The following is a 16,467-nucleotide window of genomic DNA, read 5'->3' on the forward strand; positions in this document are numbered from 1 at the left end:
TGGTGAAGACATGGTCAGGAAATACCTGATCACGACCGGGTATCGGAAGACAGATTATCCATCCTGACCCATCTTCTCCCGATGTACCTCCTCATGACGGTCGGGACAGGTATCGGGTCTGATCCCGCTGATGCCATCGACCGTCTCGTCCGTTCATGTAGTTTTGTGATCCAGTCCTACAAACCGGATCATATCATCTACTTCTGTTCACCTGAAAGCAAAGATCTGGTCAGCCATATCGAGGAGGGTTGTAGGGAGTTATGGGGCCTGACACCTCCCCAGTCAGAGACCTGCATCATAGAGGATCCGAATGACTTTGCCCGGTGCTTTGAGGTCATTTACGGGGTGTGCGTGCTCTTTCAGGAGTTTGAGATCGTCATCGATGCAAGTTCTGGAACCCGATCGATGACCATGGCAGCATCCATTGCCTCATTTCTGACTCGCAGCCAGGTGACACATGTCACAGGCGAGAAAAAGGGAGGACTGGTGATCCCGGGAACCGAGCGGATGAAGGAGATGACCCTTTTTGCTGCCTATGATCGTCTCAGATTCCACCAGGCCATTGACCAGTTCAACAACAACCACTTCGGCAGTTCTCTCGAACTGCTATCCGGCATCTCAACCATTCCTGAACGTGACATCTACTATGCCCTCTTTCATGGGTATTACTCCTGGGACAAACTGAACTATGCCGAGGCATTCAGGTATCTTCAGCATGCTGATGACCTGACCGAAGGTGTGTCACGGAACAGGGATTTTCTTCAGAACCTGCTTGAACTGGAGGCTAAAGGAGAGAATGGCTTTTCCAGAAAGGAGCAGTGCAGATTCAGACAGGAGAAGTACCTGTACATCCTTGTGGATCTTCTCAATAACGCCAGGCGCCGGATCGAAGGAGAGCGGTATGACGATGCCTTTGCAAGGCTGTACCGGGTGGTTGAACTCCTCTCTCAGGTCCTGCTGCTCAGCTGGAACATCGATGATATTGAAGGGAAGATCCATTTCACCGAACTACGCAAGATTCTTCACGATAAAAGGGATGTCTCACTGTATGCACGCAGAGCAGACCGGAAGGGAGTTATCAGGATCGGCCTGCGGTCAAAGTTCATGCTGCTTGAAGATCTCGGGATGCAGGGGGCCGGTGAGTACTATATGCATCTTGAACCCTTCCTTCGGGTCCGGAATGACTCCATTCTCGCCCACGGGCTCTCGCCTGTTCATGGCGATGAGGCACGTGAGATGTGGCGTGAGGTGTTCACGATAACGAGGAAGGCCTGCACTGGTATGCCATTTGATCTCGAACGTCTCCTGGTGCAGTCTGCATATCCGCATCTTGAGACCCCGATGAGGTAAACCAGGGTAAAAAGAAAAAAGATCGGTCAGAGTCCTTCTAATGCCTGCCTGACCATCCCTTTGGCTTCGTCAGGGATTGGGAACTGATCAAGCATGGAGAGGAGGATGGTAGCGCCCATCTTCTTCCCTTCTGCACTTCCCAGCATCTCCTTGATCGTGTTCATTCCTTCAGGGGACGAGATATAGTCCTTGATCATCTGCTGTCCTTCGGGCGAAGAAAGGAATTTCTTCGCCATATTACCACCTAAGTCAAACATCGTATTTCCTATAAGGCGGTGTCTGTCTTACTCGGAGAGTGTAGATCCCCAGACAGACTGCTCGTATCGCTGGCCTTTCTCATCCCCACGGGTGCAGAAGTACTTATATTCAAGTCCGGCCTCTTTTGCAATCGGACATGTCGGGCAGTTGCACCCTTCTTCAAACGAGATACACAGGAAACTTTTCCCAAGAAGACAGAAGAGTTTTTCCCGTTCAACAATGGCACATTTGTTGAAACTCGGGCATGTCGGGCAGATACATACCTTCTTCTTCTCCTCAATAAGTTTCTCCTGTTCTGCCAGGGGGAGACTTTTCATCTCCTTTACCAGCGATACAAATTTGTCCATTTTCGATCCCTCACTTGAGAACTTGCGTTTTCACGATAATAAACCTGTCTGTTAGTTCTGTTTTACCTGTTCTGCTTCATTTCTCCTGCAGAAACGACGTAATCTTCTGATTTTGTCAGGATCAGATCTCTTTTCAGGGTTCAGAGCCAACACTTAGGTATCAATGAAGCTCGCCTCGTGCAGGAAACGGTACCAGCAGGAGACACACCGGACAAAGTCACCTGAAGAGACCTACGCGATCATCAGGGATCTGGTAGTCCCTGCCGGTATCACCCGGGTTGCTGACATCACCGGGCTTGACCGGCTTGGAATCCCGGTATTCTCCTGTATCAGGCCGGACGCTGCAGAAGGTTCAATATCAGTTTATAACGGAAAAGGAGCGACCGAGATGGCAGCACGGGTCTCTGCCATCATGGAAGGGCTTGAGCGGTATTCTGCCGAGATGCATGACCGACAGCCGGTGATTGCAGGCCTTGATCAGATGTCGGCCCGGGATGATCTGATCGATCCTGTTGACCTGATTCTTCCACGGGGTGTGGATCTCACATTCCCGATCCCCTGGTTTCCTGCGTATGATATCATGCAGGAAAGGGAGGTCATCGTTCCCGCCCATGCGATCTTTCATCCGGTTCAGCGAAACATGGGCCAGCTCTTCAGAACCAGCACCAACGGGATCGCCTCTGGCAATACCCTGGAAGAGGCTGTGTTTCACGGTCTCTGCGAGATCATAGAACGGGATGCCTGGTCACTTGTCGAGGCAGTGAACAAGGGCGGCCCTGTCATCACCGGTATTGAGAACCAGACGATCCTATCACTTCTGAACCGGTTCAAAGAGGCCGGGGTTGAGGTCACACTCCGAGACATCTCAAGCGATATCGGTCTTCCATCCGTGGCCGCAGTCGCCGACGATGTGACCCTCAGGGACCCTACCCTGCTTTGTATCGGGATGGGAACGCATGCAGTCCCCGAGATTGCGATTCTCCGGGCCCTCACCGAGGCTGCACAGAGCAGGGCAACGCAGATCCACGGGGCTCGCGAGGATACCCAGGATAGCCATATGAAGCGGCAGATCGGGTATGACCGGACAAAGAGGCTGAACAGGAAATGGTTTGAGAACGGGGAGTCTATCGCGTTTTCAGATATGTACGCGTTCTGTTCAGAAGACTTCCTCGATGACATCACCTACACCCTCGGGCAGCTGAAGAGGGCAGGGATCAGCCATGTCCTGGTCACTGATCTGACACGGCCTGAGATCGGGATTCCCGTCGTCAGGGTCATAGTGCCCGGGCTTGAACACTACGCGATGGATCCTGAACGGATTGGAGAGCGGTGCAGAAGTGCCAGACGTAATTATCTACCTGGGTCCAAGCCTGCCGCTGCATGAGGCAGAACTGATCCTCCCTTCCGGGTCGGCAGTGAAATACTGTCCACCGGTCAAACGGGGAGATCTCGCCTGTGCTATTGCAGCAAAGCCTCATATCATTGGTATCATCGACGGGCTCTTCTTCGAGAATGCCTCTGTCGGACACCGTGAGATCCTGGGCGCTCTCCGTGCCGGTATCAGAGTGATCGGGGCCTCGAGCATGGGCGCCCTTCGTGCTGCTGAGTTGTCATCGTTCGGGATGGCAGGGGTCGGAGAGGTTTACCGGCGCTACCAGGCCGGTGAGATCGAGTCTGATGACGAGGTTGCCCTGATCTGCAATCCCGTCTCAAACACTGCCCTGTCCGAGGCGCTGGTGAACATCAGGATCACGCTTGAGAGAGCGGAGTTGACAGGTATCATATCTCCTGATGAGGGTTCTGCCCTGTTTGCAGAGGCACAGAGGCGGTATTATCCTGACCGGATCTGGACAGAGGTTATCAGGGGGGCAGGTCTTCCTTCTGACCGGATTGAGGCGATCCTTTCCTGGGTCCGGACATCCCGGGTTGATCAGAAGCAGGATGATGCCAGGGCAGCCCTGAAGTACATCGCCTCACTCATCGCTCACAATTCCGGTGTACACCCATGACTAATACTACCCGCTACACAAGACAACTCCCGCTCTTCGGGAGGGAAGGTCAGATAAAACTGGCTGATGCAACGGTCTTTATCGCGGGAGCCGGAGGTCTCGGCTCCCCGGTTGCCACATACCTGACAGTTGCCGGCGTTGGTGAACTGATTATTGCCGATGACGACCTGGTGCAGGAGTCAAACCTGAACAGACAGTTTCTTCATGCGAACCGGAACATCGGAATGAAAAAGGTCTACTCGGCAGCAGAAACTCTCTCGGCTCTCAATCCCGATATAACACTCACAGCCATTCCTGAACGCATCACCCCCGAAACTATCAGAGGCATGACAAAGGATGCAGATATTCTGGTCGATGCAACCGATAACTTTGCGACCAGGTACCTGCTGAATGAGGCTGCCCTTGATTCAGAAATTCCCCTTGTTCATGGGGCGGTGGAGGGGTTCTCAGGCCAGATGACAACAGTCATCCCCGGTGAGACGCCATGTCTTGCGTGTCTCTTTCCTCACTCTCCACCAGAACGGGAGACTCCGGTTATCGGTGCCACAGCAGGAGTGATTGGATCTCTTCAGGCGATGGAGGTCATCAAGTACATCACCGGTTCAGGACGCCTCCTTGCAGGACGCCTCCTCATCTGGGACGGTTTGAGTGGAAGAACCGAGTATCTTTCACTGTCACCCAGACAGGACTGCAATGTCTGCCAGAAGCATACCGCGAGTACATCATGAGAGTTACAATAATCTGCTATGCCCGGTTCAGGGATGTATTTGGAGAAGAATCAACCGTCGAGGTTCCCAATTCCGCGACGATCCTGGATGCAGTCAGGGTTCTTGCAGGCCGTGCCGGTCCGGATGCCGAGCTGCTGCTGAGCTCCGATGGAACGATCAGGGAGTACGTGATGATCGTCCATCAGGGCAGCCGGGTTCGTCCGACAGATGCCGGAACCGTCACGCTCGCCGAAGGTGAAACCCTCACGCTGTTTCCACCGGTATCTGGAGGATAGATGATCGGCATAACACGCGATGATATTGACATACCTGCTCTGATCGAGAATGCGAGAAGACCGGAGACCGGTGGGATCGTGACCTTCATCGGTACGGTACGCGACGACGGATTTGAAGCTCTGGATCTTGAGGTATGTGAAGAGGTTGCAGTCAGAGATCTGAACCGGATCGCTACAGAGGCCACCGAACGGTTCTCTCTAACTTCGGTAGAGATCATCCACCGGTGTGGAAGACTCGCTCTCACCGAGACTATCGTGGCTATCGTCTGCGGTGCTGGTCACCGTCAGGAGGCGTTTGCAGGCTGCTCATGGATCCTTGAAGAGATCAAGGCCTATGTGCCGATATGGAAGAAGGATATCGGTGAGGCAGGGACCTGGCATTTCCAGTCTTTCGGTGATCAGCAGCCAGGATTGTAAGGCGTCCCTTGCTCTTCCTTTTCTTTGTGAGTATCCAATGATCTGAGCAGATGGATATCACGATCCGGGAGGCAACACCCGCTGATGCTGCCACCATTGCCCAGTACAATCAGCGTATGGCGATGGAGACCGAGAAGAGGTTCCTTCACCCTGCAACTGTTGAAAAGGGTGTCTCCATGCTTCTCTCAAGTCCGGAGAAGGGCTTTTACCTGATTGCAGAATCATCCGGAGTTCCTGCTGGTCAGTGCATGGTCACATATGAGTGGAGTGACTGGCGATGTGGGGACTTCTGGTGGATCCAGTCGGTGTACGTCCTTCCGGAGTTTAGAAGAAACGGAATTTTCTCTGCCATGTATTGCAATATCCTGGAGCGTGCAGCATCAGCCGATCTGGTTGCAGGCATCAGACTGTACGTGGAGAAACAGAACACTATTGCACAGCAGACCTATCTCAGCCTCGGGATGGATCATGCCCATTACGCGATGCTGGAGAGGGACTTTACGAAAGACCCGATGAAGTAAAGGGCGAGTGTCGCGGACACAGGACGGCACTGCACCCGCTATGGTGCTCCCGGAATCGGTGTCTGGTACCACCGCTGATCATCCCATCTCTTCCACCAGGGATACAGGTACTCGGTGAGTGCGTATTGATCCGGGGATGCGATCCGGATTCCCTGAGAGAGAATCCGGATCTGCATGTACAACGGGAGCAGTTCGAATATCCTGATATCGTAGAGATCTGCCCTGATATGACGCCATGCCTGCCGCTGTAGATGAACAGGGTTTATGTCACTTCCTGCAACCAGGCAGAGATCGATGTCACTACGCTCATCAGCCTTTCCTACAGCCTGTGAGCCATACAGGAAAACCCCGAATGGTGTCACCGGAAGAGTCGCAAGATCCTTCAGTATCTGCGCTATCAGGCTCTGTTGATCCATTCCTCGATCACCAGTACAAGTGAGCGGATCTCTGGAAGTGACTGCTCTATCCCTGCCAATGCAAGGGATTCATCGGTTCCGTTGTACCGGTGAATGATCCTATTCCGCAGCCCGTTCATCTCACGGAGCAGTTGCTTCTGATCAGGTGAGAAGAGATCGATCCTATCGATGTTGGAGTAGTCATCCCGTGCAGGTTGCTGGTTGTCACGCAGAAACATGGAGATACAGTCCATAGTCGCCTCGGTGATCTCCTGAAATGCTTTGAATATTGCCAGCGTGGTCTTCGTATCTGTCTTCAGATCATTGCCTGATTCTGTAATCCATGTCTCAATGAGGTCTGCACGCCCGTGAATCCAGAGAATTTTATCCCGGTAACGAAGGCGGCGATCCTCATCCATACATAGTGATCCGCTCTTCATCGTAAAAATTATGGCTTTCGCTTCAGGACCCTGAAGACGGCTGGGAAGCCGTATATTGTTCCTACCTCCCCACGGTCCTCAGGGCATACCTGAACCCGACGACCAGGTGAAACCCGACCGTCAGCACCCGGTCAAGAAGAGCAATTGCAAATCCGGCTGCGGCCGGGATACCATACTGTGCAAAGACTGTCACATACCCGCCCTCGACAAAGCCGAGCCCGGAAATGGATATCGGGATCAGGGCGAGGGCGCTTATCAGCGGTTGAATAAAGATCAACTCCTGTATCGGGAGCACGAATCCTGCTGCCAGTGCGATAAGAACAACCCGCAGACTCTGGAGGATCCAGATCAGGAGTGTGAAGAGAATGGATGCTCCCATTGTCGGTACAGGATGGGAGAGTGCATCCATGGCTTCCCCGAGATCGCTAGCAAACGAGGAGAGCCTGGGCATCCTGAAGATATGCACGAGGTTCAGCACTGCTGATCGCTTCACCCAGAATGCAGTGAGCAGCACGATCGGGATCGAGAGGACTCCGGTCATCATCAGGAGCAGCCCTGGTGAATGGGCAGCTGAGAGGAGGAGGAGTCCCCCGCACCCGAGGAGAAATATTGCTACAAAGTCGCAGTAGCGATCGAGAAACACAGACCCGAGCCCGGCATGGGCAGGCACCCGGTCCCGGATCGTAAGCGGCCGCGAGATCTCCCCGACCCGGGCAGGTGTCATATCAGACATCAGTATTCCGGCAACAAATCCCTGGTACGCAACCAGCACAGGAACCTGGTATCCCATCTGCCTGAGGATAAACCGCCACCTGAGAGAGAGAAGAAGCAGGGTGATCGCGTACACCATGATAGCAACCACGAGCAAAGAGACCTGCACCCCTGCAAGGGCATCCAGGATCTCTTGGGGGTTGAACCTGAAGAGGAGCCATACGATGATAACGATACCGATAGCAAACTTGAGGACAGTCTTCAACCAGGCTGGAATAGTAGTGATCATCATCATGGAAAAACTGGGTGAGAACAGCCATCAGCCGGCTGCAGGCAGTATTCTTCTCAGTAATCGCCGGATTACCAGATAAACGAGATTACCGTTTCTCCCACCTGAGCAGGTTCATGACCTGGGCAAGGGTACTCCCCTCGCGAATCTCAGCCCTGATGCGGTCTTCGGTCTTCTTCACCTCAAGGGCCCTTCTGGCAACCTCGTACCCCCGCTCCTTCGGCACCACGACAACCCCGCTCTCATCAGCAATGATCCAGTCACCAGGTCGTACTGTCTGGCCTGCACACCTGATCTCTGCGTTGATCTCCCCGAACCCCTTCGGCTCACCTGCATTGGGCACCGTTGCCTTTGCCCAGAGAGGGAAGTTCATCTTTCTGATGTCGTCAACATCCCTTACCGCCCCATCGATAACAACACCAGTAACACCCCGGTTTCGTGCCGAGAGCGTTGCGAGTTCTCCCCACGGGGCCACATCGGTGACCTGGTCATTGCTGATAACAAGGAAATCCCCTCCACCAGCCACGTTTATCGCCTCTACCGGCTTTGCCCAGTCACCACCGATCGTCTGCACGGTCACTGCCTTTCCCACTGCCTTTGTGCCAGGGCAGATGGAAAATATCCCGTGCATGGCTCCTTTCCTGTGCATCGCATCGGTAACATGGGGTGCAGACACCTGGCTGAATATCCTGCGTATCTCGCTCTCCTGATCCGGAGGCTGCCAGCCGCCTGCCACCGGGTTGTCCAGGGATGTGCGGATCTCCCTGGCGGAGCCGGTAACATCAGCAGATCGCACGATCCACCCGCCGACGATCACGATCTCTGCCCCGAGCCTGACCGCCTCACCTGCAATGGCAGCATCTATCCCGCCTGCCACCGCTACCGGAAGAGAGACAATCCCCTTTATCTGTGTCAGCACTTCAAGGGGATTTTTCCCGGTCATCTGCTGATCAATCCCGGTATGAACAGCGATGATATCAACCCCAAGGGTCTCAAGTTCCCTGGCCCGGGCTGACGGATCTGCCACATTCAGCAGATCGGTCATGATCTTCACCCCGTATTTGGCACCTGCCCGGACAGCTTCAGCAATAACATTATCATCAGCAGAACCCAGTACACAGACCACAGAAGCTCCTGCCTTTGCAGCCATCTCCACCTCGATGGCCCCGGTGTCTGCGGTCTTCATATCTGCAACGATCGCTCTACCGGGAAACGCTTTAGCAAGGGCGGTTACCGCAGCCATCCCCTCGCTCTTGATCAGGGGAGTTCCTGCTTCCAGCCAGTCGGCTCCTCCGGCAACAGCGTCTCCTGCAATCCGGAGTGCCCGATCCGTCTCGACCAGGTCAAGTGCAACCTGCAGGATGGGTGGACTCATGTGGTACAGATCTGCCTGACTCAGGGATAATCATTCCTTTTACCAGCCCTGGATCACCCGGTTTCTCTCTTCTCCTGCTGAATGCAGCAGAGAACAGTTAAAATCACTGCCACCCAACTATCCTGTTACCGCAGATCTGCTCTATTGCAGGTTCTGGTGGGCGGGGTCATCACATGGTCAGTCAGCGAGAGCTCTGGAGATCACTTCTGGTTTTTCTTCTCATAACAGCCGTCTTAACAGTCCCTTGTATGGCAGACGGTTCTAACAGCTCTGCAAACAGTTCATCAGGAACGGAAAATACCTCCTCCAATCTTACCGATGCGCCGTATGTGCCGGGAGAGATTATTATCAAATATAAGAATACGGATGGGATCTCTGCGATGAGTGTTGCCTCAACGAAACTGGCAAGTCTGGGTGCAGAAGTGACCGATGACTTTTCAGCAGAAGGCCTCAAAGGGATGCAGATGATCGACGTGGACGCCTCGGTATCGGTGGAGAAGGCCATCGAGGAACTGAACAAATCGTCGTATGTGGCATATGCAGAGCCGAACTATGTCATCCAGCTCTCCCTCCCCTCAACACCCGAACTTCCCGGAAACGAATCCTTCGGTGCACAATCGGTCTCCGGTGCACCGAATGATCCCCGTTTCTCTGAACAATGGGCCCTCTCCAACACCGGCCAGAACAGCGGAACGTCAGGGGCAGACATCGGTGCCCTCTCTGCCTGGTCCGTGAGTAAGGGGTCTGACTCTGTCGTGGTCGCGGTCATTGACACCGGTGTCGACTACTCCCACCCGGACCTTGCTGCAAACATCTGGACCAACCCGGGAGAGATCGCCGGGAACGGCATCGACGATGATGGGAACGGTTATATTGACGATGTTCACGGCTGGGACTTCATCAACAACGACAACAATCCCATGGATGACAACGGTCATGGAACCCACTGTGCCGGGGTCATCGGTGCGGTAGGGAATAACGGGGTCGGAATCAGCGGAGTGAACCAGAAGGTGAAGATCATGCCGCTCAAGTTCCTTCGGGCAGATGGAACCGGTGATGTTGCGGCATCCCTCAATTCAATCGCATATGCACGCAAGATGGGAGCGAACGTGATCAGCTGCTCCTGGGGCGGTACTGCAAAGAGTCAGGCACTCGAAGACGCGATATCTGCAACAAACACACTGTTTGCCTGTGCTGCAGGCAACTCAGGTATCAACACCGACACAATCCCCCAGTACCCTTCCTGTTTTACAGAGGCACAGATCATATCTGTTGCTGCAAGCACTGCCAAGGATGGTATCCCGTCCTACTCAAATTATGGGCCAACATCGGTGGACGTTGCAGCCCCTGGTGATGGTATCCTCTCCGCGTATCCGACATCGCTCGGATCCCAATACATGAGCATGAAGGGCACCTCGATGGCAACACCCCATGTTGCCGGTCTTGCTGCCCTGCTCCTCTCAAAGAAACCAGGCCTAACACCTGTAGAACTGAAGTCGCTGATCATGGGCAATGTTGATACAGTCTCTGCATGGTCAGGAAAGACCGTGACCAGTGGGAGGATCGATGCAGGAAAGACTCTTTCTGCCCTTGCAGGAGGGTCAGTGACGACCCTCCCGGGTCAGTCCAATGGCCCGAAGGATCTCAACGGTGACGGGGTGTACGAGGATCTCAACGGGAACGGAAGACTTGAATTCGCAGACGTAAGCCTGTTCTTCAAGTACATGGACTGGATCAAGGCCAATGAGCCGGTTAAAGCCTTCGATGTATCAGGAAACGCAAAGATAGACTACAGCGATCTGGTAAAACTCTTCCAGAGTATCTGATGTAAGAAGCAAAAGAAAAAAAATTAAAATCTACTGTTCTTCTTCTTTCCAGGTATCGGTGAAAGAGACCACGTCCAGATGCTTCTTCTTTGGCATTGAGATCTCTTTTGGAAACCCGCCTGCGATCAGGGAGACAAGCGTATACTTTTCAGGGACATTCAGGAGTTTTCTCACCGGTTCTGCGTACTCCTTCTTATCACCTGCAACCCAGCAGGTACCGAGGCCATATCCCTGCAGGCAGATGATTACATTCTCGGTTGCAGCGCATCCATCCTCAAGGTAATACTTTGCCTCCTTCTCTCCGAAAACGGCAAAACAGACCGCGGCGTTCTCAATGAACCTTCCGTGATCGGTCAGGTCAGCGAGCTGCTTCAGCAGGGTCTTGTCCCTGATCGCCCCGAAGAGCCAGGGCTGGAGGTTCATCGCCGTAGGAGCAAGCCGGGCGCATTCGAGGGCTTCGTGGATGATCTCATCATTAACCGGTACATCAGTGAAGCTGCGGACACTTCGCCGCGATTTGATGAGTGTTGCCCCAAGATTCATGGGATGTATTCTATCTGGATCCAAAAAAAGATTGAGGTTCTGGTATCCTTTCGGTACAACACTCCTATCTCCGCCCAGCTGTATGAAGCAGGGCTACGACTATGAGAGTTGCAAGGGCAACCCCAACCGGCAGGGGCGAGGCCTGGGTGGGTGTTGGCGCCGCTGTGGCAGGAACCGGGGTCACTGACGGCGAAGGGGGAATTGTCGTACGTGTTGCATTCACAGTCGGCTGTACCGATTCTGCTGCTGAAGGCGTCTGCAGGGAAACGACTACCGGGGCCGGCGGAAGGGTTGCGGGTATCGTTCCTGCAGGAGAGGCTGCAGCCGTACTTGTTGACGTATGCACCGGAACTGGTGCTCCCGATGCCAGTGTCTGAATCGGCGCCTTTTTTCCCGTCGGGGTTTGCGTGACTTTCTGCTCTCCGGTGCCTGTGGGATCAGAACCGGTGTCAGCCCTTTGATCTGATCCTGCCTCTATCTCCACCTGTTTTCCTGAACCTGAAAGAGGGTTAATATCCTGTATCAGCACCGTCACCTCCTCTGATACCCCGGTTCCCGGGTCAGCACTGTTTGAGTCCAGTTCGTTTGCCGTGCACTTCGCCTGGATAGTATACGTCCCCGCCTCTGTCCCTCCCGTATTCCAGATCGGTCCTGTATCGAATAAGGCTGAACTTACTGGAATGCCGGTGAGGCTGAATGAGCCTGACGGCCCGGAGACTGCTGAGTACTCGATCTTCTCAGGGCTGATGATGATGATGTCCACCGGGGCACCGGTGAGACCGCCCCGAGATCTGAGTTCATACAGGTTGCTCTCGATCTGAAACGAAGCCAGATGCCCCCTGGGCAGCCATTTGCCGGTGGCATCAAAGTCCGAGGTGGTATCAGTAATCTTCACCCGCATCTTCGGCTTTTTGATCTTCATCACCGGGGTCTTTCCTGTAAGTGAGTACCAGATCCCTTCTCTTCCTGAGAACGAGGCACTGAGTGCAGAGAAGCTGGTCGGGCTTGAGACCGTGATTGTGTCTGCCGGGGTCTCATCAAGCGAGGTCCCGGGAGCCCACCAGGCAAGCTGACTGCCAGGACTGACACCTGATCCGCTGATGTCAAGGTTTTCCTCCCCGATGAAGACCGTTCCTCCCGGGGGAACAGTCCTGATGTCTGCCAGTGTCAGGGGGACCAGAGTCAGAATGAGAATGATACAAAGAGCTGCTATCCACGATCGCATGAAGCAATCAGGTTTCTTCTGGTGTATATAGGTTTACCTGACCTGGGGCACCCTGATAAACCCGGGTAGCAAACCTGATCGCATGGCTATTGCAACCGTTGCAGCTGGGTGTTTCTGGGGCGTTGAGGCGGCGTTTCAGCAGGTGGCAGGTGTTCTTGTAACCCGGGTCGGTTATACCGGTGGAACAACGGCGAATCCGACCTACCGGGATGTCTGTTCTGATCGGACCGGGCATGCAGAGGCTGTGCAGATAGAGTATGATCCGGAGCAGGTCTCCTACCGGCAACTGCTTGAGATCTTCTTTCGTCTTCACGATCCGACCCAGCTGAACAGGCAGGGCCCGGACGAGGGAACCCAGTACAGGTCGATGATATTCTATAACACTGACGAAGAGCGGGATGAAGCGATCCGGCTTATCGATGAGATCAATAGGTCGGGGTTACACAGTTCACCGGTTGTAACTGAGGTTGTTCCTGCAGAAACTTTCTGGCAGGCAGAGGCGGAGCATCAGTCCTACTTCCTGAAGATGGGGAGACGGTACGGCGGACTGTAGTGATCCAATCGATATCGTGAAAATTGTTTACTGATGCGGACCGGTTGAGAAGAAGAGGTTCAGTTCCCTGCCTGGACCATGGGCCGGTTCATATTACGCCAGTAGTTGATCAGTTCACGGATCGTCTCTGCAAACTTCTCGAACTGAACAGGCTTTACGACGTAGCTGTTTGCCCCGAGCTGATAACTCTTTACCACATCGATATCCTGGTTAGATGATGTGAAGACCACGACCGGGTGGGTGACTGTGCGCGGATTTTCCTTGAGGGCCTTGAGAACTTCTATCCCGTCCATGAGTGGCATTTTCAGATCAAGAAATATTACAGCAGGATAATCCAGCTCATTGCCCTCGAACTTTCCGGTGCCGAGGAGGTACTCAAGTGCTTCCCTTCCGTCTGGAAAGACCCGCACCTGATCCCCCATATCGATCCACTCTACAACATTGAGGAAGAGCTCGATATCATTCTGGCTGTCCTCAATGAGTATCAACTCCAAACCTGCGTCACTTCGTGCCATGTACCATCCCTACTGTAAAGAAGAAGGTCGTCCCTGATCCTTCTTCTGATATGACCCTGATGTGCCCGCCATGCCTGATAACAATCCGTTTTGCGATTGCAAGGCCGACGCCTGTTCCTTCGTACTCTCCTGCAGGATGCAGCCGGTGGAACACGTCAAATATCTTATCTGCATACTGCATATCAAAACCTATCCCATTGTCCTGCACGAAGTACTCGGGTTCACCATCAGTGATCGTGTAACCAACCCTGATCTTCGGCCTGTGCTGCCGCTGTGAGAACTTTATCGCATTCGAGAGGAGGCTCGCAAGCACCTGTCTGATCATGAGTGCGTCACCCCGGACAGGCGGGAGTTCATCAATTGTTACCTCGAACCGGACCAGCGGGTACACATTTCTGAGTTCCATGACGACTTCCTTTGCCATCGCCTCCATATCGATGACTGATCGCTCGATCTGTCTTCGTGACATTCTGGAGAAGTTGAGCAGATCATCGATCAGCTGGTCCATGAGCCTGATGTTCTCGTGAATCTTCCCAAGGTAGTAGGAAACCTCTTGTTTATGGTCAGGTTCAGTTTTTAATCTAAATATGTGGGCAAATCCGTCGATAGCTCTGAGTGGGGCTCTGAGATCATGGGAGACGGTATAGGTGAATGAGTCGAGCTCATGCACGATGGCCTCAAGTTCCTGGGTTCGTGTCTTGACCTCATGTTCCAGCATCTGATTCATATTCTGGCGCGCAAGCTCTACCTGATGCTTGTCTGTAGTATCCCTGATGATCGTCACGATCTTCTCTACTCTGCCATCAAACCAGATCGGAATCTTACGGGTCTCTGTGTGTATCTCCCCTTTCTGTCCTTTTTCCAGATTCTGTAGTTCTTCGCTGATCAGCATCCTGCCGGTCTCAAAGACCTCCACATATTCTGATCTGATCTTGTCGTCCAGAAACGGAAATACATCAAATAGATTCCGGTTTACCAGGGATTCGGCAGGAGGAAGATCTATCCAGGCCTTGAATGCGTGGTTGATCAGGAGTACAGTGTATGACCGGTCGATCACATGAACACCGTCCACCATGGCGTTGATGGTTGAACGGTAGAGCATGTCAGATGCCCGGACACTCTCGTCCAGCAGTTTTAGTCTGGTGATCTCCCTGCCAACTGACAGGTACTCGGTGACAGTCCCGTCTTCTCCGAAGAGTGCAGTGTCATTCCACTGTACCCACCTGATTCCTCCGTCCAGGGCCCGAACCTGCTGATCGATTATGCCTGACGGACTATCTTTGGTCAGTGATGCGAGATGCTTCTCCATTACCCTGCGCTCATCCCGGGTCATCTTTGGTGTGAACCGCGACCCGAGCATCTCATCACTACTCTTTTCAAAAAACCGGCAGTATGCTTCGTTCACGAAGAGATGATCTCCGTCTGGTCTGAACCTGCATATCAGTTCGGTCTGGGTCTCTACCACGGTGCGGTACCGCTCCTCGCTCTGGAGGAGTTTCTCCTCCTCTTCGCGGAGCTCATGTACCAGGGCCCTGATGCTAGAGACGAGCCGTATCGTACTCTCCTGGAGCCTGAGAAGTTCGATTGTGACGCCGGTTCTGATGCTGTGATCCAGATCTCCATCAGCCAGCCTGTCAACATCCTCGACCAGTTCTTCTATCGGTCTGGTGATCCTGCGGGAGATCTGAAGAGAGAGCAGAAGTCCGGATATAATGGCTATTGCTGCAAGGATGAGGTGGTATCCGAGCAGGTACCCCAGTTTGTCCTGCATCCGCTGATTTTTATATGTGATCTCTGCAATGAGGCTCATGTCAGCGCCATACAGATCGTTGCGCATATCAATGAGGAGGTACTTAACGGTGGATCCGTTCTCCGGATGTACAAACTCACGGCTATTGCGATCATTAAGGATGCTGCTGATGATGGACCGTTCCTCGCTGGTGGCATTATATCCAGCATCCCCGACGAGTCTGAAATTTTTTCTGAACAGGCGGGAGTGATCGATGTCAGGATTTATCGCTCCGACCTGATCCATCACGTTTCGATAGTCCTGACGCAGCTTCTCCTGGCCGAACTCCTGCCTGCTCAAAGCAAGCTCGATGATATACTGGTGATCAGGAGTGGGCATGTATGCGTATTTGGTCAGGTTCCGGGTGTAATAGTCGGTCACAATCCGATCCGGGTAGAATTTGTTTGTTGTACTGATATTCTTTAAAAATTCTGCAAAATCAGGGTAAACCGTGTTAAAATCGAGTAACGGGGCCAGGGTATTGGAACTTTTCACGATGACTGCCGAACGGTTGATGATATGGACCTCCATCTCCAGTCTTTGGCTGAGGTCCTGGAGATCCATCTGCGAGAGGTTTCCACCTGTTTTACTATACCTGTCCATCACCAGTGAGAACCCGTCCTGCATCTCGCTGTTGAAGGAGTTATCGTAGATCTCAAGCCCGGTATTGATCAGATAAAACGAGGTGTTGATCATCTGCTCGGAATGGTCCCTGAGTATCCGGGTCTCTTCTTTCACTGCCTCGGTTGTGAAGAGATAATTTATAAGGATCATCCCGGAGACGATGAAAACAACGATGCAGAAGATAGTGAGTGAGAACACCCGGGACAGTTTCCATCTCTCAAGCATTCTTCTCCCAACCTTCTCTCTGACCTGATCTGGTTTGTTACCCACAGAGAAC

The 16,467-nt window shown here is 53.2% G+C and carries 19 protein-coding genes; 9 read left to right on the forward strand and 10 right to left on the reverse strand.

What is annotated here, in order from left to right:
• Nucleotides 1-93: 93 nt before the first annotated feature.
• Nucleotides 94-1,350 carry a TIGR02710 family CRISPR-associated CARF protein gene (locus ACHZA2_RS13260; RefSeq protein WP_394698590.1) on the forward strand — a complete coding sequence of 419 codons (1,257 nt, stop codon included), beginning with the start codon at nt 94-96 and terminating at the stop codon, nt 1,348-1,350.
• A 26-nt stretch (nt 1,351-1,376) separates the two neighbouring features.
• Here the strand turns inward: ACHZA2_RS13260 and ACHZA2_RS13265 are convergent, their stop codons facing one another.
• Together ACHZA2_RS13265 and ACHZA2_RS13270 are read right to left on the reverse strand one after the other, a co-directional pair.
• Nucleotides 1,377-1,586, reverse strand: coding sequence for a hypothetical protein (locus ACHZA2_RS13265; RefSeq protein WP_319580092.1), 210 nt, complete (start codon nt 1,584-1,586; stop codon nt 1,377-1,379).
• A 48-nt stretch (nt 1,587-1,634) separates the two neighbouring features.
• Nucleotides 1,635-1,955, reverse strand: a complete 321-nt coding sequence (locus ACHZA2_RS13270) for a DUF2769 domain-containing protein (RefSeq protein ID WP_319538368.1) — start codon at nt 1,953-1,955, stop codon at nt 1,635-1,637.
• Nucleotides 1,956-2,118: 163 nt separating this feature from the next.
• On the opposite strand from ACHZA2_RS13270, the gene ACHZA2_RS13275 reads away from it, so the two are divergent.
• From ACHZA2_RS13275 to ACHZA2_RS13300, 6 genes are read left to right on the forward strand one after another with little or no spacing between them, the layout of a single operon-like run.
• Entirely contained in the window at nt 2,119-3,339 is a 1,221-nt protein-coding gene (locus tag ACHZA2_RS13275) for a YcaO-related McrA-glycine thioamidation protein (RefSeq protein ID WP_319580093.1), read from the forward strand.
• Nucleotides 3,293-3,964 (forward strand): TfuA-related McrA-glycine thioamidation protein, encoded by a 672-nt coding sequence (locus tag ACHZA2_RS13280; RefSeq protein ID WP_319580094.1) that lies wholly within the window; start codon nt 3,293-3,295, stop codon nt 3,962-3,964. The genes ACHZA2_RS13275 and ACHZA2_RS13280 overlap by 47 nt, the downstream gene beginning before the upstream one ends.
• Nucleotides 3,961-4,692, forward strand: a complete 732-nt coding sequence (locus ACHZA2_RS13285) for a HesA/MoeB/ThiF family protein (RefSeq protein ID WP_319580095.1) — start codon at nt 3,961-3,963, stop codon at nt 4,690-4,692. The genes ACHZA2_RS13280 and ACHZA2_RS13285 overlap by 4 nt, the downstream gene beginning before the upstream one ends.
• Nucleotides 4,689-4,967 carry a MoaD/ThiS family protein gene (locus ACHZA2_RS13290; RefSeq protein WP_319580096.1) on the forward strand — a complete coding sequence of 93 codons (279 nt, stop codon included), beginning with the start codon at nt 4,689-4,691 and terminating at the stop codon, nt 4,965-4,967. Before ACHZA2_RS13285 ends, ACHZA2_RS13290 begins: the two co-directional genes overlap by 4 nt.
• A complete protein-coding gene (locus ACHZA2_RS13295) occupies nt 4,968-5,384 on the forward strand; it encodes a molybdenum cofactor biosynthesis protein MoaE (RefSeq protein WP_319580097.1) in 417 nt (138 codons plus the stop codon).
• A 50-nt stretch (nt 5,385-5,434) separates the two neighbouring features.
• On the forward strand, nt 5,435-5,905 hold the full coding sequence (locus ACHZA2_RS13300) for a GNAT family N-acetyltransferase (RefSeq protein ID WP_319538362.1): 471 nt from the start codon (nt 5,435-5,437) through the stop codon (nt 5,903-5,905).
• Between the two features lie 38 nt (nt 5,906-5,943).
• Here ACHZA2_RS13300 and ACHZA2_RS13305 read toward each other — a convergent pair whose 3' ends face one another.
• The 4 genes from ACHZA2_RS13305 to ACHZA2_RS13320 all read right to left on the reverse strand — a co-directional run bounded on the left by ACHZA2_RS13305 (nt 5,944) and on the right by ACHZA2_RS13320 (nt 9,115).
• Complete coding sequence (locus ACHZA2_RS13305) at nt 5,944-6,321, reverse strand: nucleotidyltransferase domain-containing protein (RefSeq protein ID WP_319580098.1); 378 nt, start codon at nt 6,319-6,321, stop codon at nt 5,944-5,946.
• Complete coding sequence (locus tag ACHZA2_RS13310; protein WP_319580099.1) at nt 6,303-6,719, reverse strand: DUF86 domain-containing protein; 417 nt, start codon at nt 6,717-6,719, stop codon at nt 6,303-6,305. The genes ACHZA2_RS13305 and ACHZA2_RS13310 overlap by 19 nt, the downstream gene beginning before the upstream one ends.
• Nucleotides 6,720-6,801: 82 nt before the next feature.
• Nucleotides 6,802-7,746: a lysylphosphatidylglycerol synthase transmembrane domain-containing protein gene (locus tag ACHZA2_RS13315; protein WP_319580100.1), complete on the reverse strand. Its 945-nt coding sequence runs from the start codon at nt 7,744-7,746 to the stop codon at nt 6,802-6,804.
• An 82-nt stretch (nt 7,747-7,828) separates the two neighbouring features.
• Entirely contained in the window at nt 7,829-9,115 is a 1,287-nt protein-coding gene (locus ACHZA2_RS13320; RefSeq protein WP_319580101.1) for an orotidine 5'-phosphate decarboxylase / HUMPS family protein, read from the reverse strand.
• Nucleotides 9,116-9,288: 173 nt separating this feature from the next.
• Here ACHZA2_RS13320 and ACHZA2_RS13325 point away from each other — a divergent pair, with 173 nt between their 5' ends.
• A complete protein-coding gene (locus ACHZA2_RS13325; protein WP_319580102.1) occupies nt 9,289-10,941 on the forward strand; it encodes a S8 family serine peptidase in 1,653 nt (550 codons plus the stop codon).
• Between the two features lie 30 nt (nt 10,942-10,971).
• Here the strand turns inward: ACHZA2_RS13325 and ACHZA2_RS13330 are convergent, their stop codons facing one another.
• Nucleotides 10,972-11,484 (reverse strand): nitroreductase family protein, encoded by a 513-nt coding sequence (locus ACHZA2_RS13330; protein WP_319580103.1) that lies wholly within the window; start codon nt 11,482-11,484, stop codon nt 10,972-10,974.
• 64 nt (nt 11,485-11,548) lie between these two features.
• Nucleotides 11,549-12,709: a DUF3821 domain-containing protein gene (locus ACHZA2_RS13335; RefSeq protein ID WP_319580104.1), complete on the reverse strand. Its 1,161-nt coding sequence runs from the start codon at nt 12,707-12,709 to the stop codon at nt 11,549-11,551.
• 82 nt (nt 12,710-12,791) lie between these two features.
• Between ACHZA2_RS13335 and msrA the strand changes: the two genes are divergently transcribed.
• On the forward strand, nt 12,792-13,262 hold the full coding sequence (gene msrA / locus ACHZA2_RS13340; RefSeq protein WP_319580105.1) for a peptide-methionine (S)-S-oxide reductase MsrA: 471 nt from the start codon (nt 12,792-12,794) through the stop codon (nt 13,260-13,262).
• 59 nt (nt 13,263-13,321) lie between these two features.
• On the opposite strand, the gene ACHZA2_RS13345 is transcribed toward msrA, so the two are convergent.
• Both ACHZA2_RS13345 and ACHZA2_RS13350 read right to left on the reverse strand, forming a co-directional pair.
• Entirely contained in the window at nt 13,322-13,777 is a 456-nt protein-coding gene (locus ACHZA2_RS13345; RefSeq protein ID WP_319580106.1) for a response regulator, read from the reverse strand.
• The gene (locus ACHZA2_RS13350) at nt 13,764-16,460 is read right to left on the reverse strand and encodes an ATP-binding protein (protein WP_319580107.1); all 2,697 of its coding nucleotides are present in this window, start codon (nt 16,458-16,460) and stop codon (nt 13,764-13,766) included. The genes ACHZA2_RS13345 and ACHZA2_RS13350 overlap by 14 nt, the downstream gene beginning before the upstream one ends.
• Between the last annotated feature and the right edge of the window lie 7 nt (nt 16,461-16,467).

Origin of the sequence: uncultured Methanospirillum sp. (assembly GCF_963668415.2) — an archaeon.
Lineage (GTDB): Archaea > Halobacteriota > Methanomicrobia > Methanomicrobiales > Methanospirillaceae > Methanospirillum.